The sequence below is a fragment of the Thioclava sp. F34-6 genome, assembly GCF_002213235.1.
Taxonomy (GTDB): domain Bacteria; phylum Pseudomonadota; class Alphaproteobacteria; order Rhodobacterales; family Rhodobacteraceae; genus Thioclava; species Thioclava nitratireducens.
Genome location: NZ_NBOA01000002.1, coordinates 453,141 through 475,025, shown reverse-complemented (window position 1 = coordinate 475,025; position 21,885 = coordinate 453,141). Strand labels below are relative to the sequence as shown.

General features: G+C 65.7%; 18 protein-coding genes. 14 read left to right on the top strand and 4 right to left on the bottom strand.

Features of this window, described 5'->3' with window-relative positions:
* Positions 1-44 precede the first annotated feature (44 nt).
* Genes mreC through B6V72_RS05465 form a run of 5 tightly spaced genes read left to right on the top strand, consistent with a single transcriptional unit; the run spans position 45 to position 5,584 of the window.
* Entirely contained in the window at positions 45-1,007 is a 963-nt protein-coding gene (gene mreC, locus B6V72_RS05485) for a rod shape-determining protein MreC (RefSeq protein ID WP_088734970.1), read from the top strand.
* The gene (locus B6V72_RS05480) at positions 1,004-1,543 is read left to right on the top strand and encodes a rod shape-determining protein MreD (protein ID WP_088734968.1); all 540 of its coding nucleotides are present in this window, start codon (positions 1,004-1,006) and stop codon (positions 1,541-1,543) included. The genes mreC and B6V72_RS05480 overlap by 4 nt, the downstream gene beginning before the upstream one ends.
* Before the next feature lie 11 nt (positions 1,544-1,554).
* Positions 1,555-3,504, top strand: coding sequence for a penicillin-binding protein 2 (gene mrdA / locus B6V72_RS05475; protein ID WP_075774199.1), 1,950 nt, complete (start codon positions 1,555-1,557; stop codon positions 3,502-3,504).
* Positions 3,501-4,646, top strand: coding sequence for a rod shape-determining protein RodA (gene rodA, locus B6V72_RS05470; protein WP_088719687.1), 1,146 nt, complete (start codon positions 3,501-3,503; stop codon positions 4,644-4,646). The genes mrdA and rodA overlap by 4 nt, the downstream gene beginning before the upstream one ends.
* A complete protein-coding gene (locus B6V72_RS05465) occupies positions 4,643-5,584 on the top strand; it encodes a glyoxylate/hydroxypyruvate reductase A (RefSeq protein ID WP_088734966.1) in 942 nt (313 codons plus the stop codon). The genes rodA and B6V72_RS05465 overlap by 4 nt, the downstream gene beginning before the upstream one ends.
* Positions 5,585-5,696: 112 nt before the next feature.
* Here B6V72_RS05465 and hisG read toward each other — a convergent pair whose 3' ends face one another.
* The 3 genes from hisG to hisS are packed head-to-tail and all read right to left on the bottom strand — an operon-like array spanning position 5,697 to position 8,967.
* Entirely contained in the window at positions 5,697-6,398 is a 702-nt protein-coding gene (hisG, locus tag B6V72_RS05460; protein ID WP_088725698.1) for an ATP phosphoribosyltransferase, read from the bottom strand.
* Positions 6,395-7,465 (bottom strand): ATP phosphoribosyltransferase regulatory subunit, encoded by a 1,071-nt coding sequence (locus B6V72_RS05455; RefSeq protein ID WP_088734964.1) that lies wholly within the window; start codon positions 7,463-7,465, stop codon positions 6,395-6,397. Before B6V72_RS05455 ends, hisG begins: the two co-directional genes overlap by 4 nt.
* Positions 7,465-8,967, bottom strand: coding sequence for a histidine--tRNA ligase (gene hisS, locus B6V72_RS05450; RefSeq protein ID WP_088734962.1), 1,503 nt, complete (start codon positions 8,965-8,967; stop codon positions 7,465-7,467). Before hisS ends, B6V72_RS05455 begins: the two co-directional genes overlap by 1 nt.
* A 75-nt stretch (positions 8,968-9,042) precedes the next feature.
* On the opposite strand from hisS, the gene B6V72_RS05445 reads away from it, so the two are divergent.
* Positions 9,043-9,249 carry a SlyX family protein gene (locus tag B6V72_RS05445; RefSeq protein WP_075774193.1) on the top strand — a complete coding sequence of 69 codons (207 nt, stop codon included), beginning with the start codon at positions 9,043-9,045 and terminating at the stop codon, positions 9,247-9,249.
* On the top strand, positions 9,249-9,674 hold the full coding sequence (locus B6V72_RS05440) for a hypothetical protein (RefSeq protein ID WP_075774192.1): 426 nt from the start codon (positions 9,249-9,251) through the stop codon (positions 9,672-9,674). Before B6V72_RS05445 ends, B6V72_RS05440 begins: the two co-directional genes overlap by 1 nt.
* 3 nt (positions 9,675-9,677) lie before the next feature.
* Here the strand turns inward: B6V72_RS05440 and dnaE are convergent, their stop codons facing one another.
* Positions 9,678-13,178, bottom strand: coding sequence for a DNA polymerase III subunit alpha (gene dnaE / locus B6V72_RS05435; RefSeq protein ID WP_075774339.1), 3,501 nt, complete (start codon positions 13,176-13,178; stop codon positions 9,678-9,680).
* Positions 13,179-13,423: 245 nt separating this feature from the next.
* On the opposite strand from dnaE, the gene xdhA reads away from it, so the two are divergent.
* The 7 genes from xdhA to B6V72_RS05400 are packed head-to-tail and all read left to right on the top strand — an operon-like array spanning position 13,424 to position 21,850.
* A complete protein-coding gene (gene xdhA / locus B6V72_RS05430) occupies positions 13,424-14,794 on the top strand; it encodes a xanthine dehydrogenase small subunit (protein WP_088734960.1) in 1,371 nt (456 codons plus the stop codon).
* Entirely contained in the window at positions 14,791-17,070 is a 2,280-nt protein-coding gene (xdhB, locus tag B6V72_RS05425) for a xanthine dehydrogenase molybdopterin binding subunit (protein WP_088734958.1), read from the top strand. Before xdhA ends, xdhB begins: the two co-directional genes overlap by 4 nt.
* Complete coding sequence (gene xdhC, locus B6V72_RS05420) at positions 17,067-18,002, top strand: xanthine dehydrogenase accessory protein XdhC (RefSeq protein ID WP_088734956.1); 936 nt, start codon at positions 17,067-17,069, stop codon at positions 18,000-18,002. Before xdhB ends, xdhC begins: the two co-directional genes overlap by 4 nt.
* Positions 17,999-19,513 (top strand): ABC transporter ATP-binding protein, encoded by a 1,515-nt coding sequence (locus B6V72_RS05415; RefSeq protein WP_088734954.1) that lies wholly within the window; start codon positions 17,999-18,001, stop codon positions 19,511-19,513. Before xdhC ends, B6V72_RS05415 begins: the two co-directional genes overlap by 4 nt.
* Positions 19,510-20,589 carry an ABC transporter permease gene (locus tag B6V72_RS05410; protein ID WP_088734952.1) on the top strand — a complete coding sequence of 360 codons (1,080 nt, stop codon included), beginning with the start codon at positions 19,510-19,512 and terminating at the stop codon, positions 20,587-20,589. Before B6V72_RS05415 ends, B6V72_RS05410 begins: the two co-directional genes overlap by 4 nt.
* Positions 20,586-20,921, top strand: coding sequence for a hypothetical protein (locus B6V72_RS05405; RefSeq protein ID WP_088719680.1), 336 nt, complete (start codon positions 20,586-20,588; stop codon positions 20,919-20,921). Before B6V72_RS05410 ends, B6V72_RS05405 begins: the two co-directional genes overlap by 4 nt.
* Positions 20,918-21,850, top strand: a complete 933-nt coding sequence (locus B6V72_RS05400; RefSeq protein WP_088719679.1) for an ABC transporter permease — start codon at positions 20,918-20,920, stop codon at positions 21,848-21,850. Before B6V72_RS05405 ends, B6V72_RS05400 begins: the two co-directional genes overlap by 4 nt.
* Positions 21,851-21,885 lie beyond the last annotated feature (35 nt).

The window sequence follows — 21,885 nt, the reverse complement described above, 5'->3', positions numbered from 1 at the left end:
CGGGATTGCACCACGCCCGGCCAGTGATCTGACCGGAGACGGATTTGGCCAGAAATCGCGACGATCAGGACTATATCGGACCGCTGCGCCGACTGGGCGTTGCGGTTCTTGTCGTCGTGCTACTGGCTCTCTTCCTGGTCTGGCGCATCGACAGCCCGCGGATGGAGCGGTTCCGCTCTGCCCTCGTAGACCGCTTCGTGCCCAGCTTCGATTGGGTGATGGCCCCGGTCACCAAACTCACCGACATGGTCGAGGGCTTCCAGTCCTATTCCCGCATCTACGAGCAGAACCAGGAGTTGCGCCGCGAGCTGCAACAGATGAAGGCGTGGAAGGAAGCCGCCGTTCAGCTGGAGCAGCAGAACGCCAAGCTGCTTGCCCAGAACAAGGTGCGGCTCGACCCGAAACTCACCTCTGTGTCGGGGCGTGTGCTGGCCGATAGCGGCTCGCCGTTCCGGAAATCGGTGCTGCTGAATGTCGGCAAGCGCGACGGCATTGTTGATGGCTGGGCCACGATGGATGGGCTGGGCCTCGTGGGGCGAATCTCGGGCGTGGGCTCCTCGACCTCGCGGGTGCTGCTGCTGACCGACGCCTCGAGCCGCATCCCGGTCACGATCCCGGCCTCAGGCCAGAACGCGATCCTCGCCGGAGACAACTCCCCCTACCCGTTCGTGGATTTCCTCGAACATCCCGACCGCGTGCGCCCGGGCGACCGCGTGATCTCCTCGGGCGATGGCGGGGTCTTCCCGGCGGGGCTGCTGGTCGGTCAGGTCTTCCAGGGCCGCGACAAGCGGCTGCGCGTGCGCCTCGCCGCCGATTACGAACGGCTCGATTTCCTGCGCGTGTTGCGCTCGCACCCGGCCGAGCGGATCGAGAACGCGGGCGGGCTGATCGCGCCCGACCCGAAAGTCATCGAACAGGAAGCGGCCGAGAAGGCGCGCGCCGAGGCCGCCGCGGGCGCACTCGAACCCGATGGTGGGTCGGAGGGCGGAAACGGGAGCAGCCAATGATCGACCCCATCACCCGCCGCCGCGTCAGCTACCGCACGCTTTTCGTCGTGATCGGCCTCGTACTGATCTTCGTGCGCCTGATGCCGGTCGACCATTCGCCGGGCGGCCTGCCGGGCCCCGACCTGACCTTGGCGCTGACGCTGGCCTGGGTGCTGCGGCGTCCCGAATACGCCCCGGCCCTGCTGATCGTTATGGTTTTTCTGCTTGAAGACATCATGTTCTGGCGGCCCATCGGACTTTGGGCGCTGATCGTCCTCGGCGCGACCGAATTCCTACGCCGCCGCGAACAAAGCCTGCGCGATCTGCCCTTCGCGCTGGAATGGGCGTTGGTCGCGGGCGTGCTGCTCGCTATGGTGGCGGTGAAGCGCATCGTCCTGCTTGTCACGATGGTCGATCAGCCAAGCCTCGGGCTGGAGCTGTTCCAGATGCTGGTGACGCTGGCCGCCTATCCGGTGGTGGTGCTGGTGTCGCGGGTGGCCTTCGGCCTGCGCCGCGCGGCGCCGGGCGAGGTCGACGCCTACGGACATCGAATGTGAGGGGGCCCAGAATGAGACGATCCCCGAAAGAGACCGAAGTCAGCACCCGCCGCATCACGCGACGCGGCTTGCTCTTGGGCGGCGCGCAGGCGGCGGTCGTGGCCGTGCTGGCGGCGCGGATGCGCAAGATGCAGCTCGAAGACGCCAAGCAATACCGGCTGCTGGCCGAGGGCAACTCGGTGAAAATCCGGCTGATCCCGCCCGCGCGCGGGCTGATCTTCGACCGCAACGGTGTGCTTCTGGCCGGTAATGAGCAGAATTACCGCGTCACGATCACGCGAGAGGATACAGACGACGTCGATGCGACGCTCGCTGCGCTGCGCCGTCTGATCCCGATTACCGATGGCGATACGAAAGACATCCTGCACGATATCCGCCGCCGCCCGCCGACGACGCCGGTCACGGTGGCCGACCGCCTGACATGGGACGAGTTCTCGCGCGTCGCGGTGAACGGCCCCTCGCTGCCCGGTGTCAGCCCCGATGTCGGCCTGTCGCGCCTCTATCCGCGCCGCGAGGATTTTGGCCATGTGATCGGCTATGTCGGCCCGGTCTCGGATTACGATCTGAGCAAGATGGAAGACCCCGATCCGCTGCTGCTGATCCCGAAATTCCAGCTCGGCAAGACCGGCATCGAGTCGAAAGAGGAAAGCGTTCTGCGCGGTCAGGCCGGCCAGCGCCGCGTCGAGGTGAACTCCGCCGGGCGCGAGATGCGTGAACTCTCGCGCGAGCCCGGCAAGCCGGGCGAGAATCTGCAACTGACGCTCGACTATCGACTGCAGAACTACGCGCTGCAGCGGTTGGAGAACGAATCCGCCGCGACCGTGGTGATGGATGTGACCAATGGCGACGTGCTGGCCTGCGCCTCCGCGCCCAGCTTCGATCCCAACCTCTTCGTGCGCGGCATCTCCGTCGCAGATTACCAGCGCCTCACGCAGGACGACCATCGGCCGCTCGCCGACAAGACCGTCCAGGGTCTCTACCCTCCGGGCTCGACCTACAAGATGGTCACCGCACTTGCCGCGCTCGAGGCAGGGCTGGTGACGCCGGAGGAAACCATCTGGTGCCCCGGCTATGTCGAGATCGCGGGCCGCCGCTTCCACTGCTGGAAGGGCGCCGGCCACGGCCATGTGAACATGACCAAGAGCATGGAGCAGTCCTGCGACGTCTATTACTACGAGCTTTCGCAGCGCGTCGGCATCGACAAGATGAGCGACATGGCCAAGCGCCTGGGCGTGGGCGTCCGGCCCGACCTGCCGATGTCCGCGGTGAAAGAGGGCGTGGCCCCGACCAAGGAATGGAAGCAGGAGCGCTACGGCAAGGACTGGCTGATCGGCGACACCGCGAACGCGGCGATCGGTCAGGGCTATGTTCTGGCCTCGCCGATGCATCTCGCGATCATGGCGGCGCGCATCGCCTCGGGTCGGAAGGTAGAGCCGCGCCTGATCCGCGCCCGTGACGGGGTGGAGCAACCGATCCGCGTTACCGACGATCTCGGCGTTGAGAAAGCCTATCTCGACAGCGTGCGCAAAGGCATGACCGCAGTGGTGAACTCCTCGCGCGGCACCGCGCGCGGGTCGCGCATCGCGATGAAGGAATGGAAGATGGCGGGCAAGACCGGCACCTCCCAGGTCCGCAACATCACCAAGGCCGAGCGCGCTCGTGGCGTGATCCGTAACGACCAGCTGCCGTGGAACCGTCGCGACCACGCACTCTTCGTGGCCTTCGCCCCCGTCGACAATCCGCGCTACGCCGTCTCGGTCGTGGTGGAACACGGCTCGGGCGGTTCGACGGCAGCAGCCCCGATCGCGCGCGACGTGTTGCTGTTCGCGCTGGCGGGCGGCCTGCCCCCGGACGATGCCTATCCGTCCTTCGCCCGCGCGAAGGCCAAGGAGCTGAACGAAACGCTCGATCTCGTCGATCCCGACACCGTGCAGAAGCCGCAGGAGCGATCGCGCGCATGAGTTATCTCGAGAGCAACCTCAAGACCGTCCCGGTCGGCTGGCGCAAGATCTTCTACCTGAACTGGCCGCTGGTGATCCTGCTGACGGCGGTCGCCTGCGCCGGCTTCCTGATGCTCTACTCAGTTGCGGGTGGCAATATCCACACTTGGGCCGAACCGCAGATGAAGCGTTTCGCGCTCGGCATGATCGCGATGTTCACCGTGGCCTTCGTTCCAGTATGGTTCTGGCGCAACGTCTCGGCCTTGGCCTATTTCGTGGCGCTTCTGTTGCTGGTTGCGGTGGAATTCTTCGGCGCAATCGGTATGGGCGCACAGCGCTGGCTGGAGATCGGCCCGCTGCGCATCCAGCCTTCCGAGTTGATGAAGATCACCCTCGTGATGCTCCTCGCCGCCTATTACGATTGGCTGCCTGTCGAGAAGGTCTCGCGCCCGCTCTGGGTCTTCATCCCGGCGGTGATCATTCTCGCTCCCACCTTTCTTGTGCTTGCCCAGCCCGACCTCGGCACCGCCGTCATGCTGGTGCTTGGCGGCGCTTTCGTGATGTTCGCGGCCGGGGTGTCGTTTTGGTATTTCGGCACCGTAATCGCGCTGGTCGTGGGGTTGGTCTTCGGCGTGATGGAAAGCCGGGGCACGGAATACCAGCTACTGCACGACTACCAATACAAGCGCATCGACACCTTCCTCGATCCGGGCTCGGACCCGCTTGGCGCGGGCTACAACATCATGCAGGCGCAGATCGCGCTCGGCTCGGGTGGCTGGTCGGGGCGCGGCTTCATGCAGGGCACGCAATCGCGGCTGAACTTCCTGCCGGAGAAGCACACCGACTTCATCTTCACCACGCTCGCCGAGGAGTTCGGCTTCGTCGGCGCCTTCGGCTTGCTGATGCTTTACACCGGGATCATCGGCTTCGCCCTCTATACCGCGATGGCAACGAAGGACCGCTTCGCCTCACTCCTCAGTTTCGGGGTCGCGGGGACGTTCTTCTTCTTCTTCGCGATCAACATGGCGATGGTGATGGGGCTGATGCCCGTCGTGGGTGTGCCCCTGCCACTGGTGAGTTACGGCGGCACCGCGATGATGATCCTGCTTGCCGCCTTCGGGTTGGTGCAAAGCGCCCATATCCATAGACCGAGGCAAAGATGATCCGCGTCCTTTTCGCCGACAAGCCCGAGAACTGGGGCCGTTACGAAACCCCGCTGACCGAGGCGATCGCCGCGACCGGCGTCGAGGCGCAGATCGTGCAGCCCGGCGAGAGCGACCCGGCTCAGATCGACTATGTCGTCTATTCACCGCAAGGCCCGGTGCAGGATTTCACCGCCTATACCGGCGCGAAAGCCGTACTGAATCTCTGGGCCGGGGTGGAGCGTGTCGTGGGCAACGACACCCTGACCCAGCCGCTGTGTCGGATGGTGGATGCGGGGCTGGAGCGCGGCATGGTCGAGTACGTGACCGGCCATGTGCTGCGCTATCACCTCGGAATTGACGCGACACTGGCCCAGCAGGACGGCGTCTGGCGTCATGACGACGGCGTGCCGCCCTTGGCGCGCGACCGCTCGGTGGTGATGCTGGGTTTGGGAGCGTTGGGCAAAGCCTGCGCCGAAGCGCTGGCGGGGCTGGGCTTTGCCGTCACGGGCTGGAGTCGGACGCGGAAGGACATCCCCGGGATAACCTGCCTGAGCGGCGACGATGGGCTAGCGGAGGCGCTGTCGCGCGCCGAGATTCTCGTCTCGATCCTGCCCGACACGCCCGAAACCACCAACCTTCTGAACGCGGACACGCTGGCGCAGATGCCGAAAGGCGCACGGCTCGTCAATCCGGGCCGCGGGACGCTGATCGACGATGACGCGCTGCTAGCGGCGCTGGACCGCGGCCAGATCGGCCACGCGACGCTCGATGTGTTCCGCGTCGAGCCTCTGCCCCCCGAGCACCCCTATTGGGCGCATCCGCAGGTGACGGTGACGCCCCATATCGCCGCCGAGAGCCGGGCCGAGACCGCCTCCGAGGTGATTGCCGAAAATATCCAGAGGGGCGAGGCGGGCGAGCCGTTCCTCTATCTCGTGGATCGCTCGCGCGGCTATTGAGCGCAGGGGGCGCTGCACCGCTCTCGTGCCCTTCGCGTGCGCTTCGGACGTTCGACAGGGCGTCCTTGCTGATCCCGCCTCATCCCCCGGCATATTTACGCCAAGAAGAAGATCAGAGCGTGGGCGCGTCGAGACCGATCTGCTTCGCGAGATCCGCGAGGCGGGTTTCCTTGCCAGACCAGTCGGCGGCGCGCGATGCGAACAGCGTCGCCTGAGACTGGTGGATCAACCCGTCTGAGAGGATCTTCAGGTGGTTCGCGCGCAGCGTCTCACCGCTGGAGGTGATGTCGGCCACGGCCTCGGCAGTGAGGTTCGCGATGGTCCCCTCGGTCGCGCCTTGGCTGTCGACAAGCTGCCAGTCGGCTACGCCTTCGCGGGTCAGGAATTCACGCACCAGCCGGTGATATTTGGTGGCGATCCGCAGGCGGAAGCCGTGGGTGGCGCGAAAGCGGTGGGCGGCGGCGTCGAGGTCTTCGAGGCTGTCCACGTCCGACCAGCAGTCCGGCACCGCAATGATCAGATCGGCATGGCCGAAGCCCATCGGCGCGAGATCGGCGACCTGGCTTTCCCAATCGGCGAGCTTCTCGCGCACGAGATCGGAGCCGGTGACGCCCAGATGGATACGCCCCGCCGCCAGTTCGCGCGGAATCTCTCCGGCCGACAGGAGCACGAGCTGCACGCCGTCCGCCCCTTCGACCGCACCGGCATATTCACGCTCGGACCCGGTGCGCTTTAGCGTGATGCCGCGCTCCGCGAACCAATCGAAGGTCTTCTCCATCAGACGCCCTTTGGAGGGCACGCCGAGTTTGATCATGCTTGCGCCTCCAGATCGGCCATCAACCCTGCACGGATCACGCCGCCCACGGCGGGGATTTCGCGCCCCTGCCCCAATTGCCGGGTCAGCGCGTCGTAGCGTCCTCCGGAGGCGACCGGCGGAAGTGCCGGATCGGCGGCGGTGAAGGTAAAGACAAAGCCGTCGTAGTATTCCATGGTCGAGCGACCGTGGCTCGTGTCGAAATTGATCGCAGCGAGGTCGATGTCGCGGGTGGCAAGCGCGTCGAGCCGCTTTTCGAGCCGCGCGATGGCGGGTTCGATCGCTTGGATGCCGAGAGCGCGCAGCGCGGCAGGCGCCTGATCGGCGGCGCAGCGCAGCTCGGCGAGCTTGCCCATCGCGGCGACCGCGTCGGTCGGGATCGGCGCAGCAGCGGCATCGGCGGCGAGCGTGGCGATCCGCGCCTCCATCTCTTCGCGCGAGCGCAGCCCGATCCACGGCGCGCCGGAGCGTTGGCCGCTCAGCAGATCGGCGCGGGCTTTCGGCACCTCGATCTGACCCGAATAACGCGCGAGCAGATGCTGGAACCGCTTGGGCCGCCAGATATGGCGGGCGAGCGCGGCCTTGCGCTCGGGCATGGTATCCAGCCCGTCGACGGCGGCGCGCAGCAGGCCCATATCCCCGATCGTGGCGGACAGGTTCAGCTTGGCGAGAAGCCCCGAGAACAGCACGAAGACCTCGGCATCGGCAGCTTCCGGGTCGGCGCGGTCGAAAATCTCGAACCCGGCCTGAAAATACTCATGCGCGCGCGCGGCGCCGCGATGATCCTGACGGCGGAACACCTCGCCCGCATAGGCGTAGCGCGCAGGCTCGGCGCCATTGGCCATGTGCTCCTGCACGACCGGCACGGTGAAATCCGGGCGCAGCATCATCTCGCCGCGCAGCGGGTCGGCGGTGACATAGGCGCGGGCGCGGATATCCTCGCCGTAAAGGTCGAGAAGCGCCTCGGCGGGCTGCAGGATATCGGGCGTGACCTCGACCGCACCGGCTTTGAGGAATTGCTCCAGCAGACGGCCTGCCTGTGCCCGTGCTTGCGCCTTGTCCGCCATCACTCGGCCTCGTAGCGCGCAAGGATTTCTTGCACTTTTGCGACCATTTCCGCGGTCGGAACCTCGAATTGCGCCGGTTGGGATTTCCATTCTTCAACCGTCGCGTCCTGCGCAATCTTCGCGCCGAGGATCAGATCCTTGATTTGGACGACGCCGCGTTCGGCCTCGTCCGAGCCTTGGATGATCGCCACCGGGCTTTCGCGTTTATCGGCATATTTCAACTGGTTGCCGAAGTTCTTCGGGTTGCCCAGATAGACCTCGGCGCGCAGCCCTGCCCCGCGCAGCGTCGACGCCAGCGCCATGTATTCTGCCATCCGGTCGCGATCCATCACGGTCACGACGACCGGGCCCTGAGCAGAGCCGCCGATGCGGCCCTTGGCGCGGAGCGCGGCCAGAAGGCGGTCGACGCCGATCGAGACGCCGGTGGCAGGAACGACCTGACCGGTGAAGCGCTTGACGAGGTCGTCATAGCGCCCGCCACCTGCGACCGAGCCGAATTGCCGCGGTCGGCCCTTTTCGTCGGTGATCTCGAAGGTCAGTTCGGCTTCGAAAACCGGGCCGGTATAATAGCCCAGCCCCCGCACGACCGACGGATCGATCACGATGCGGTCGGGGCCGTAGCCCTGCGCGTCGAGAAGCGACGCGATCTGCTCCAGTTCATCCACGCCTTCCGCACCCAGCGCAGAGCCTTCGACCAGCTCGCGCAGCCGCGCGACGGTGGTGGCGTTGTCTTTGCGCTTGGCCTCCATGAAGCCCATGACCGTATCGGCCTGTGCCTCGGACAGCCCCGCGCCCTTGGTGAAGTCGCCGGAGTCGTCCAGACGCCCCTCGCCCATCAGAAGGCGCACGCCCTCCTCGCCGAACTTGTCGAACTTGTCGATGGCCCGCAGAACGATGCCGCGCTCTTCCTCGAACTTGGCCGGATCGGCGGGGTCGAGAACGCCCGCCACTTCCATCACACCGTTCAGAACCTTGCGGTTATTCACGCGCACCACGTAGTCGCCGCGCGGAATGCCGACGGCTTCCAGCGCGTCCGAAAGCATCCCGCAAATCTCGGCGTCGGCGGCCACCGAGGGCGCGCCCACGGTATCGGCATCGCATTGATAGAACTGGCGGAACCGGCCCGGGCCGGGTTTTTCGTTGCGCCAGACGGGGCCCATCGTGAAGCGACGATAGGGCGTCGGCAGATCGTTGCGGTATTGCGCCGCGACGCGGGCCAGCGGCGCCGTCATGTCGTAGCGCAGCGCCAGCCACTTGCCGTCGTCTTCCTCCTGCCAGGCGAAGACACCCGCGTTCGGGCGGTCCACATCGGGTAGGTATTTGCCCAGTGCCTCGACCGTCTCGATGGCCGAGGTTTCCAGCGCCTCGAAGCCATGCGTGCGATAGACCTCTGCGATCTTCGCCAGCATATCGGCGCGCTCGGTCACCTCCGTGCCGAAATAGTCGCGGAAGCCCTTCGGGGTCTCGGCCTTGGGACGGGGCTGCTTTTTCTGTTTCGCCATCGGCTTGCACCTGATCTTATCTCGCGCGAGGGTGTAGCCCAAGGGGCAGGCCCCGGCAAGCAATAGGAACGGCAGATGCAGGAACGGCTCGAACGGGCGGAAGAACAGATCGCCTATCTGACGCAAACGGTGGACGAGTTGTCCGATGTCATCGTCGCGCAGGCCCGTCAGATCGAACGGCTTGAGCGGCATCTGGGCCTGCTGATGGAGCGCGAGGCCGAGCGCGAATATGACAGCGGCGGCTCTATCCCTCTGGCCGATCAGAAACCACCGCACTGGTAATGGACGCGGCGCTCTGGGGGCTAAACGGTGTTTTCGTGAGCGCGCAGGCGCTCATCTACACCGCTTTGCTGGTCTGGCCCCCGGGCATCGACCTCCGTTCGACGATCGATCGGTTCGAGCTGTGGCAGGGAAGCGGCATCCTCGCGATGCAGGTCTTCTTCGCCGTGCCGCTGATGAGCGCGCTGATCTGGCAGACGCGCGCCCATCGGCAGACGATGTTTCTGGTTTCGTTGAGTTTCCTCGCAACAGGGCTGCTGGGTGCGGCCGCGTGGCTGGAGATGGGCATGATCTCCGGTGCGGTGCGCGACGGGATCAACGAGCCCGATCTGCTGCGCGGCGTGGCACTGTTGCGCTGGGGCGAGTTCGCCACCGCCCTGGCCGCCGCGATCACGCTGCGGCTGGCATGGGTGGCGCGCAGCCTGTGAGGCTCAGACCTCTTCGACCTCGCTGACCCCGCGCAGGCTGCGCAGCGCTCCTTTCACCTGCGCATTGACCGGCGCCTCGGGCATCGCGGTGATCTGGTAGCGGCAGCCGCGCTCGTTGTCATAGACCATGAAGCTGATCGGCCCGCGCGAATGGACCTTCCCTTCGCGGGCGACCCGCTCGACGAGGCTCGCCACCGAGGCGACCGCATCATTGTCGTCGATATGCACCAGCAGCCCGGAGGAGCCCGCATCCGCCGTCGCCTTGTCCACGGTCTGCGCCGCGTTGGCGACCATGCGCACCGACTCGCCATCCACCTCGACCTTCACGGTCAGCACCAGAAGGTTACCGGTTTCCAGCACGTCGCGGCAGGCTTCCAGCGCCTCCGACCAGAAAGCCACCTCGTAGGGGCCCGAGGCATCCGACAGCGCGACGAAGGCGAAGCGGTTGCCCTTGGCGGATTTCTTCTCGCGCACCGAGGCGACCTCGCCCGCGATCTTGGTGACGAAGGGACCGCCCACGGCCTTTTGCTGCACCTCTTCCCAGCTCAGCACCTTCTTGCGCTTGAGCGCGGGCAGGTAATCCTCGATCGGGTGGCCCGAGAGGTAGAAGCCGATGGCTTTGTGTTCCTCGGCCAGACGCTCGCCCGGCAGCCAGTCGTCGGTATCGGCCAGACGCGGCGGCGGCAGATCGTCGCCCGCCTCGCCGAAGAGCGACACCTGCGCCGACTCGCGCGCCTCGATCACCGCGCCCGACCACGCCATCAGCGATTCCAGCGACTCGAAGACGCGCTTGCGGTTCGGATCGAGCAGATCGAAAGCCCCGGCCCGCGCCAGCATCTCGAGCGGGCGCTTACCGACGCGCTTCATGTCGACACGCCGCGCGAAATCGAACAGATCCTTGAACGGCTCGTCGCCGCGCGCGGTCACGATCATCTGCATCGCGTCCACGCCCACATTCTTCAGCGCGCCCAGCGCGTAGACCAGCTTCTGATCGACCACGTCGAAGGTCGAGAGCGAACGGTTCACGCAAGGCGGAATGATCTCGATCCCGAGCTTCTTCTGCACCTCGTCGGCATAGATCGCGAGCTTGTCGGTCAGATGAATATCGCAGTTCATCACGCCGCCCATGAACTCGACCGCGTGGTTCGCCTTCAGCCAGCCGGTGTAATAGGACACCACCGCATAAGCCGCTGCGTGGGATTTGTTGAAGCCGTAGTTGGCGAATTTCTCCAGAAGGTCGAACACCTCGGAGGCCTTCTTCTTGTCGACCCCGTTCTTGGCCGCGCCTGCCTCGAATTTCGGACGCTCGGCGTCCATCGCCTCCTTGATCTTCTTACCCATCGCGCGACGGAGAAGGTCCGCGCCGCCAAGCGAGTAACCCGCCATGACCTGCGCGATTTGCATCACCTGCTCCTGATAGACGATGATGCCCTGCGTCTCTTCGAGGATATGGTCGATGGTCGGATGCACCGAAGTGATCTCGCGCAGACCGTTCTTCACCTCGCAATAGACCGGGATGTTCTCCATCGGACCCGGGCGATAGAGCGCCACCAGCGCCACGATGTCCTCAATACAGGTGGGCTTCATCTGGCGCAGCGCCGATTTCATGCCCTCCGATTCCACCTGGAACACCGCGACCGTCTTCGCGTCCGCGTAAAGCTTGTAGGTCTTCGGATCATCCAGCGGGATCGCGTTGATGTGGTTTTCCGCGCCCTCGGCGGGCTCGTAAAGCTGGTTGCCGGCGGCATCGACATGCAGCGGCCGGCCGGATTTGAAAATCAGTTCCATCGCCGAGCGGATCACCGTCAGCGTCTTCAGGCCGAGGAAGTCGAACTTCACCAGACCCGCCTGCTCGACCCATTTCATGTTGAACTGGGTCGCGGGCATGTCCGAGCGCGGATCCTGATAGAGCGGCACCAGCTCATCGATCGGACGGTCGCCGATCACGACGCCCGCCGCGTGGGTCGAGGCGTTGCGCAGCAGGCCTTCGATCGCCTTCGCGTAATCGAGAAGCCGCGCCACGACCTCTTCGTTGCGGGCCGCCTCGCGCAGACGCGGCTCATCGGCCAGCGCCTTCTCGATGCTGACGGGCTTCACGCCTTCGACCGGGATCAGCTTCGACAGCTTGTCGACCTGGCCGTAGGACATCTGCAACACGCGCCCCACGTCGCGCACGGCGGCCTTCGACAGCAGCGCACCGAAGGTGATGATCTGGCCCACCTTCTCGCGCCCGTATTTCTTCTGCACGTATTGGATCACCTCCTCGCGGCGATCCATGCAGAAGTCGATGTCGAAGTCCGGCATCGAAACGCGTTCCGGGTTGAGGAAGCGTTCGAACAGCAGCGAATAGCGCAGCGGATCAAGGTCGGTGATGGTAAGAGCGTAGGCGACCAGCGAACCTGCACCCGAGCCGCGCCCCGGCCCGACCGGAATGTCGTGATCCTTGGCCCATTTGATGAAGTCGGCAACGATCAGGAAGTAGCCCGGGAAGCCCATCTGCTCGATGATGTCGAGTTCGAATTTCAGCCGCGCCTCGTAATCCTCGACCGGCGCTGCATGCGGGATCACGTCGAGGCGGTTGCGCAACCCGTCCCACGCCTGACGCCGCAGTTCCTCGACCTCGTCATCGGCGAATTTCGGCAGGATCGGTGCCCGCTTGTAGGTCGAGAAGGCGCAGCGTTTCGCGATCTCGACTGTGTTCTCCACCGCTTCGGGCAGATCGGCGAAGAGCGCGACCATCTCGCCTTCGGACTTGAAATAATGCTGCGGGGTCAGACGGCGGCGCGGCTCGATCTGATCGACATAGGCGCCCTCCGCGATACAGATCATCGCGTCATGGGCCTCGTAAATCTCGGGCTTCGGGAAATAGACGTCGTTGGTCGCGACCAGCGGCAGACCCAGCTCGTAGGCCCATTCGACGAACGGCCGCTCGGTCGCGATCTCGGCCTCGGTCAGCGTGCCGCCCTCGCCCGGGTGGCGCTGTAATTCGACATAGAGACGGTTCGGGTAGATGCCGGCGAGCTGTTGCAGAAGCGCCTTGGCGCGGTCCTTCGCGCCGTTCCGGATCAGCCGTCCAACCGGACCGTCGGGACCGCCAGAGAGACAGATCAGCCCCTCGGAATGGCGCTCCAGCTCCTCCAGAGTGACCTGAATCTGCGCCCCGTGCTTGTCGAGATAGAGGCACGAGTTCAGCTTCATCAGGTTCTCGTAGCCGCGCTCGGTCTGGGCCAGCAGAACGATCGGTGCAGGCAGGCGCGGACGCTCGCCCGGCTTGGCGGGATCGAATTCGAGCGATACCTGACAACCGACGATCGGCTGCAGCCCCGCCCCCGTCGCGGTCACGGAAAACTCGAGCGCCGCGAACATGTTGTTCGTGTCGGTCACGGCGACGGCGGGCATCCCCGCCGACTCGCACATCTTCACGAGTTTCTTTGCGGGCACGGCGCCTTCGAGCAGGGAATACTCGGTATGGACGCGCAGATGAATGAATCGGGGGCTGGTCATGCCACCAGATTTAGCTGGTCGTGTCGCCCCGCGCCAGCCTCTCGCCGCGTCCTCCAGACGCTTCGCGTTCGACCGTTCGGCGTCGCTCGACGCCCAAATCTTGATCGTCGGATCAAGATTCGAGCAGCGCATGATCGAGAATCCCTTGCCAAAGCCCGTCCGCATCGGCTTTGCTGGGCAGGTCCCGTTCTACGCCGCATCGAGGGGGACCGCAGGGACGACTGGTAAGGCGGCGGATTTTTCTTATGGAGATCACGTTTCTTCTCAATGGAGAAACCCGGACGGTGGCGATTACCGATCCGACGCAATCTGTGCTCGACTGGCTGCGCGCCGAAGGCCTGACCGGCACCAAGGAGGGCTGCAACGAGGGCGATTGCGGTGCCTGTTCGGTCATCGTGACCGACGCCAACGGGGCCAAACCGCTCAATGCCTGCCTGATGATGATGCCCCATCTGCACGGGCGCGCGCTGCGCACCGTCGAAGGCGTCGCGGGGCCGAAGGGCGAATTGCACCCAGTTCAGCAGGCAATGGTCGACCATCACGGCTCGCAATGCGGTTTCTGCACGCCGGGCTTCATCGCCTCGATGGCGGCGGGTCATCTCAATGGACGCCGCGATCACGACGATCTGCTGGCGGGCAACCTTTGCCGCTGCACCGGCTACGCACCGATCATCCGCGCCGCCGAGGCGGCTCAGGACGCGCCCGTGCCCGCGTGGATGCACGACACGCCGCCCGATCTGACAGACGTCGCGCTTATGGCCGATCATGTCTTCCTTCCCGCAAGCGCGGATGCGCTGGCGGAGTGGTATCTCGCTCATCTGGACGCCACGCTGATCGCGGGCGCGACTGATGTGGGTCTCTGGGTCACCAAACAGCTGCGAGACCTGAAAGAAGTCGCTTTCCTGAACAACTGCAAAGACCTGCAGAACATCGAGGAAACCCACGACCGCTATATCGTCGGCGCGGGCATCACGCTCTCGACGTTGCGCGAGACGATCCGCGACACGCTCCCGAGCTTTGCCGAATTGCTCCGCCGTTTCGCCTCCGAACAGGTGCGTCAGGCGGCGACGATCGGTGGCAATATCGCGAACGGCTCGCCCATCGGTGACAGCCCGCCTGTCCTGATCGCGATGGGCGCGGAGCTGACGCTGCGCAAGGGTGACACGCGCCGCACGATCCCGCTGGAGAGTTTCTTCCTCGACTACGGCAAACAGGACCGCGCGCCCGGCGAATTCGTCGAAAGCGTCAGCTTCCCGAAATCCGTGCCCGATCTCGCCTGCTACAAACTCTCGAAGCGGTTCGATCAGGACATCTCCGCCGTCTGCGGCGCGCTGAATATCTCGCGCGAGGGCGACACGATCCGGTCCGCGCGCATCGCCTTTGGCGGCATGGCGGGTATCCCGAAACGCGCAACGGAATTGGAAGCGGCGCTTGAGGGCCAGCCCTTCACCGAGGAGGCGGTCACGGCCGCCCTGCCCGCGCTGGAGCAGGACTTCACGCCGCTCACCGACATGCGCGCCTCGGATGCCTACCGGATGGAGGCCGCCAAGGCGATGTTGATCCGCTATGTGCGCAACGCCCAAGGCGCCCTCTCCATTCTGGAGGTGCAACCATGAGCGTCGGCACGAAGAAACCCCACGATTCCGCGCAGTTGCACGTCACCGGAGCGGCGCGCTACGTCGATGACATCCCCTGCCCCGGCAACACGCTGCACCTCGCCTTCGGCCTCTCGACCGAAGCCCATGCCGAGATCGCCTCGCTCGATCTGAGCGCGGTGCGCAGCGCTCCGGGCGTCGTCGCGGTGCTCACCGCCGAAGACATGCCGTTTGCCAACAATGCCTCGCCCGCGCCCGAACCCGAACCGGTTCTGGCCGAAGGTGTCGTGCATTATGTCGGTCAGCCGATCTTCGTGGTCGCCGCGACCAGCCACCATGCCGCGCGCAAAGCAGCGCGGCTCGCGAATGTCGACTACAAGCCGCGCCCGGCGATCCTGACCGTCGAACAGGCGCTCGAGGCCAACAGCCATTTCGAAGGCGGCCCGGTCACCTGGGCGCGCGGCGATACCGGCGCGGGCTTCGCGCAGGCAGAACATATCGTCGAAGGCAGCTTCGACATGGGCGGGCAGGAGCATTTCTACCTCGAAGGTCAGGCCGCCCTCGCGCTGCCCGACGATCAGGGGATGGTGATCCGCTGTTCCTCGCAGCACCCGTCGGAAATCCAGCACAAGGTGGCCGACGCGCTTGGCTGCGCGATGCATGACGTCCGCGTGGAGATGCGCCGGATGGGCGGCGGTTTCGGCGGCAAGGAGAGCCAGGGCAACGCGCTCGCCATCGCCTGCGCCGTCGTCGCGCGGGCCACCGGGCGGCCCTGCAAGATGCGCTACGACCGCGACGACGACATGGTCATCACCGGCAAGCGCCATGATTTCCGGATCAAATATCGCCTTGGCGCGGATGCCGAGGGCAAGATCGTCGCGGCCGAGTTCACCCATCTCGCCCGCTGCGGCTGGTCGCCCGACCTGAGCCTGCCGGTCTGCGATCGCGCGATGCTGCACACGGACAGTTCCTATTACCTGCCGAATGTGAAGATCGAGAGCCACCGGCTGCGCACCAACACCCAAAGCGCGACGGCCTTCCGGGGCTTCGGCGGCCCGCAGGGCATGATCGGAACGGAAGCCGCGCTCGATCACCTCGCGCATGTGATGGGGATCGACCCGCTCGATCTGCGCAAGCGCAACTACTACGACCCAGCGGGCGGGCAGAGCACGCATTACGGACAGCCGGTCGAGGATTTCATCCTGCCCGAAATCACCGAGCGCTTGGAGCAATCCGCCGAGTTCGCGGCCCGCAAAGCCCGCGTGGCCGAATGGAACGCCGCCAACACGACGCTGAAGCGCGGCATCTCGCTGACGCCGGTGAAGTTCGGCATCTCCTTCACGCTGACCCAGCTGAACCAGGCGGGCGCGCTGGTGCATCTCTATGCCGACGGCTCGATACAGTTGAACCACGGCGGCACCGAGATGGGTCAGGGCCTGCACCGCAAGGTCTGTCAGGTCGCGGCCTCGGTCTTTGGCGTGACGGACGAGGACGTGCGCATCACCGCGACCGCCACCGACAAGGTGCCCAATACCTCCGCTACGGCGGCCTCTTCGGGGGCCGACCTGAACGGCATGGCGGTGAAGGCCGCCTGCGAGACGATCAAGGCGCGGCTCGCCGCGTTCATGGCCGAAAGCTCCGGCGCAGCCATCGAAGACGTGAGCTTCGCCAATGGCGAGGTGCGCGCGGGCGATCATGCCCTGCCCTTCGCGAAGCTGGTGAAGCTGGCCCATGAGGCGCGGGTGTCGCTCTCCTCGACCGGCTTCTATGCCACGCCGAAGATCAGCTGGGACCGGATCAAGGGGCAGGGCCGCCCGTTCTTCTACTTCGCCTATGGCGCGGCGGTGACCGAGGTCGTGATCGACACGCTGACCGGCGAGAACCGCATCCTGCGCACCGACATCCTGCATGATGCGGGCGCTTCGCTGAACCCGGCTATCGACATCGGCCAGATCGAAGGCGGCTACGTTCAGGGCGCGGGCTGGCTGACGACCGAGGAACTGGTCTGGAACGATAAAGGCCGACTGCGCACCCATGCGCCTTCGACCTACAAGATCCCCGCCTGCTCGGACCGCCCGCGTGTGTTCAACGTGGCGCTCTGGGACGCACCGAACCGCGAGGACACGATCTATCGCTCCAAGGCGGTCGGCGAGCCGCCCTTCATGCTGGCGATCTCGGCCTTCCTCGCGCTGCAGGACGCGTGCAAATCCTGCGGCCCGCACTGGCCCGATCTGCAGGCGCCCGCGACGCCCGAGGCGGTTCTCGCTGCCGTGCACCGGGCAAGGGGCGACGCATGAGCCTGGATCCCGCAGCCCTCGCCCGCGCGGCGGAACGCGGACCGTTCACCCGCGTGGTGGTCGCGCGCGCCCAAGGCTCCACCCCGCGCGAAGACGGGGCGGAGATGCTGGTCTGGGCGGATCACGTCGAGGGCACGATCGGCGGCGGCGCGCTGGAATTTTCCGCCATCGCAAAGGCGCGGGACGGGCTGACGGGGGTCGAGAAAATCCCGCTCGGCCCGGCCATGAACCAGTGTTGCGGCGGGGCCGTGGTGCTGGGCTACGAGCGGATGGACCGGAACACCGTCGCGCAGATTACAGGCGATTGGCACGCGCGCCCGCTGACGCCGGGCGCGCCCGAGCCGCTCGCCGTCACCCGCGCGCTGGCGCGCGCCCGGGATCGCGGCGAGGCACCGCCGCTGCTGGTGGAGACCTGGCTGATCGAGCGGGTCGCACCACCCGCCACCCCGGTCTGGATCTGGGGCGCGGGCCATGTCGGGCGCGCGCTGATCGGTGCGCTCGCCCCCCTGCCCGGCCTCGCACTTTTCTGGGCCGATAGCGGGTCCGAGAGGTTTCCCGAGACACTCCCCGAGGGCGTCACGCCACTGATCGCAGAGAACCCGGCTGATCTTGTCTCTCTAGCCCCGACCGAAGCGCGCCATTTCGTGCTGACCTATTCACATGCGCTCGACCTCGAACTCTGCCACCGGCTGCTCGCTCACGGGGTCGGCGGGCTCGGCCTGATCGGATCGGACAGCAAATGGGTCCGCTTCCGCAAACGTCTTGCCGCCCTGGGTCATTCGGATGCACAAATTTCACGCATTGCCTGCCCGATAGGCGATCCGACCTTGGGGAAGCATCCTCAAGCCATTGCTCTTGGGGTCGCGACCGGGCTAGTGAAGGAGCTGAACGCCGCGAAGGTGGCGACGGGGAAAGGGAAACGCGCCGGGTGACGGAGCTGCTCAAGATCGACGGGCTGACGAAAGCCTATCCTGGGGTCGTGGCCAACGATGGCGTCGGCTTCTCGGTGCGTCCGGGCGAAGTGCACGCCCTGCTGGGCGAGAACGGCGCCGGCAAATCGACGCTGGTGAAAATGATCTACGGGCTCGTGAAGCCCGATTCCGGCACGATGCATTTCGCCGGCCAACCCTTCGCGCCAGCCGATCCACGCGCGGCGCGGGCCGCAGGCGTCGCGATGGTGTTCCAGCATTTCTCGCTCTTCGAGGCGCTGAACGTCGCCGAGAACGTGGCGCTCGGCATGGAAAACCCGCCGCCGATGCGCCAACTCGCCAAGCGTATCCGCGAGATTTCCACCGCCTATGGCCTGCCGCTGGACCCTGCCCGTCTGGTCGGAGACCTCTCCGCGGGCGAGCGTCAGCGCGTCGAGATCGTGCGCTGCCTGCTGCAGGACCCGAAGCTTCTGATCATGGACGAGCCGACCTCGGTTCTGACGCCGCAGGAGGTGGAAATCCTGTTCCACACGCTGCGCAAGCTCTCCGCCGAGGGCACCGCGATCCTCTATATCAGCCACAAGCTCGAGGAAATCCGCACGCTTTGCGAAGGCGCGACCATCCTGCGCGGCGGCAAGGTGGTGGCAAGCTGCAACCCGAGCGAAAAGACCGCGCGCGAACTGGCCGAGCTGATGGTCGGTGCGGAGTTGAAAGTGACCGACCGAGCCGAGCGCAAACTGGGCGATGTGGTGCTGAAGGTCGATGGGCTGTCGCTGGCGCCGATGTCGCAATTCGGTCCGTCGCTGAAGGATCTCAGCTTCGAGCTGCGCGCGGGCGAGGTGCTTGGCATCGGCGGCGTCGCAGGCAACGGTCAGGAGGAATTGCTGGCGACCCTGTCGGGAGAACGGCCCTCCGCCCCCGGCACCGTCAGCCTGATGGGCGAAGATATCTCCGGCCTCGGGCCGAATCCACGCCGCACGAAGGGGATGCTGGCGGCCCCCGAGGAAAGGCTCGGCCATGCCGCCGTTCCCGCGATGAGCCTGACGGAGAATGCGATTCTCACCGGGACGATGCGCAAGCCGCTGACCCGCAACGGCTTCGTAGATCAGGGTGCGGCGAAGACCTTCGCCGACGAGATCATTCAAGCCTTCGACGTGCGCACCCCCGGCGCGCATGTGGCCGCCCGGGCGCTGTCGGGCGGAAACCTGCAGAAATACGTGATCGGCCGCGAAGTGCTGCAAAACCCCGCCGTGTTGGTCGTGAACCAGCCGACATGGGGTGTCGATGCCGCCGCCGCAGCGTCGATTCGGCAAGCGCTGCTCGATCTGGCCGCGAAAGGGGCTGCGGTGATCGCGATCAGCCAGGACCTCGATGAGCTTATGGAAATCTCCGACCGCTTCTCGGCACTGAACGAAGGCCGCCTGAGCGCCTCGCGCCCGACGCAGGGGCTGACGATCGAAGAGATCGGCATGATGCTCGGTGGCGCGCACGGGATGCAGGAGGCTGCGGTATGATCACTCTCGTCCGGCGCCCCACCCCGTCTCGCTTCTGGTCCTACGCCACACCGATCCTCGCCGTGATCGCCACCATGATCGCGGGCGGCATCCTGTTCGCGATGCTCGGAAAGCACCCGGTCGAGGCGATCCGCGTAATCTTCTGGGACCCGCTTTTCGGCGGCAACGCGGCCTATTTCCGCGGCCAGTTGCTGGTCAAGGCTGGGCCGCTGATCCTGATCGCCTGCGGGCTCGCCGTGGGCTTTCGCGCGGGCATCTGGAACATCGGCGCGGAGGGGCAATACATCATGGGCGCGCTGTTCTCGGCGTGGCTGGCGCTGAAGATGTACCCGGCCGAAAGCCACTGGCTGTTCCCGGTGATGATCGTGCTCGGCGCGCTTGGCGGCTTCCTCTGGGCAATGATCCCCGCGGTGCTGAAAGTGATGTTCGGCACCTCTGAAATTCTCGTCTCGCTGATGCTGGTCTACGTGGCCGAGAACCTGCTGGCCTACATGGCCTTCGGGCCGCTCAAGAACCCCGAAGGCTTCGGCTTTCCCGGATCGCGCAACCTGCAGGACTACCCCTCTGCCTTCAACCACGAGCTGATCGCGGGCACAGGCATGCATTGGGGCGTCGTCGCGGCGCTGATCGCGGTGATCTTTACCTATGGGCTGATGCATCGCCACATCACCGGTTTCCGTATCCGCGTCGCAGGCGAGGCCCCGCGCGCCGCTCGCTTCGCAGGCGTGATGCCGGCGCGGCTGGTGATCCTCGGGCTTGGCATGGGCGGCGCCTTTGCGGGCCTCGCGGGCATGTTCGAAGTCTCCGGTCCCTCGGGCCAGATCACCGACAGCTTCAACGTGGGCTATGGCTTCACCGCAATCATCGTGGCCTTCTTGGGTCGCCTGCACCCGATCGGCATCCTGCTGGCGGGTCTGCTGATGGCGCTGACCTATATCGGCGGCGACATGGCGCAGTTGATGCTCGGCCTGCCCTCGGCGGCGATCCAGGTATTTCAGGGGATGCTGCTGTTCTTCCTGCTGGCCTTCGATGTGCTGACCAACTTCCGCATCCGTTTCGGGAGGGTCGCGGCATGACGGGCAAACTCCCCTCGCTGCGGCTGGCGGTCATCTTTCTCGGCGGCGTCGTGATGGGGCTAGGCCTGTACTATCTGCTCGCCGTGGCGCAGGCATTCTGGGCCTTCGTCGTGATCGGCGTGGTTATGATGGTAGTTTTCGAACTGGCGGTTGGCGCGTCGCGGGCGGTGATCTACCGCATCGGCGCGCGCCCTGACAGCGAAGAGCCCCGTCGCCCCACCCTGCGCGGACGCGAGCGTTACGCCTCGATGGCCGGGCTCGTCATCGGCCTCGTCGGGGGCTATCTGGCCTGGGGGCCGGTTCTGTTCTGGGGACATGGAGGCACGCTATGATCGTGGGCGGCATCGACATCATCACCCTGACGGCGACTCTGATGGGCGCGTCGACCCCGGTTTTGCTAGCGGCCACCGGCGAATTGGTGGCCGAGAAATCGGGCGTGCTGAACCTCGGCGTCGAGGGGATGATGATCATGGGCGCGGTCGCGGGCTTTGCTGCTGCCGTCGCCACCGGAAGCCCGGTTCTGGGCTTCCTGATGGGGGCGATTGCCGGCGCTTTGCTGGCGACGCTCTTCGCCTTTCTGACGCAGAAGCTGCTGTCGAACCAGGTCGCGACCGGCCTTGCACTGACGCTGTTCGGACTTGGCCTGAGCGCGCTGATCGGAAAGGGCTATGAGGGCGTGCGGCCGCCCGCGACGCCGAAGATCGATTTCGGGCCGCTCTCGGATATTCCGGTGCTGGGCCGCATCCTGTTCTCGCATGACTGGATCGTTTATCTCTCGCTGATCCTCGTCGCCGTGGTCTGGTACGTGCTGCGCTCAACCCGCATGGGGCTGATCCTGCGCGCGGTGGGCGAAAGTCATGACGCAGCACACGCGTTGGGATACCGCGTCGTCGCCGTCCGCTTTGCCGCGTTGGCCTTCGGCGGGGCGCTGGCCGGTCTGGGCGGTGCCTATCTCAGCCTCGTGCGCGTGCCGCAATGGACCGAAGGCATGACCGCCGGCGCGGGCTGGATCGCGCTCGCCATCGTCGTCTTCGCAAGCTGGCGCCCTTGGCGCGTGCTGCTGGGCGCCTATCTCTTCGGCGGCATCACCGCGCTGCAATTGCAGCTGCAGGCCGCGGGCTACGCGATCCCGGTGCATATCCTGTCGATGGCCCCCTACGTCATCACCATCGTGGTGCTGGTCATCCTCTCCGCCATTCACCGCCACGGCGTGCAGGCCGCCCCTGCCAGCCTCGGCAAGTCTTTCCACGCCTCGAGCTGAGGCATATCTCGAAGGGCCCCATCAAGAGGCCCGCC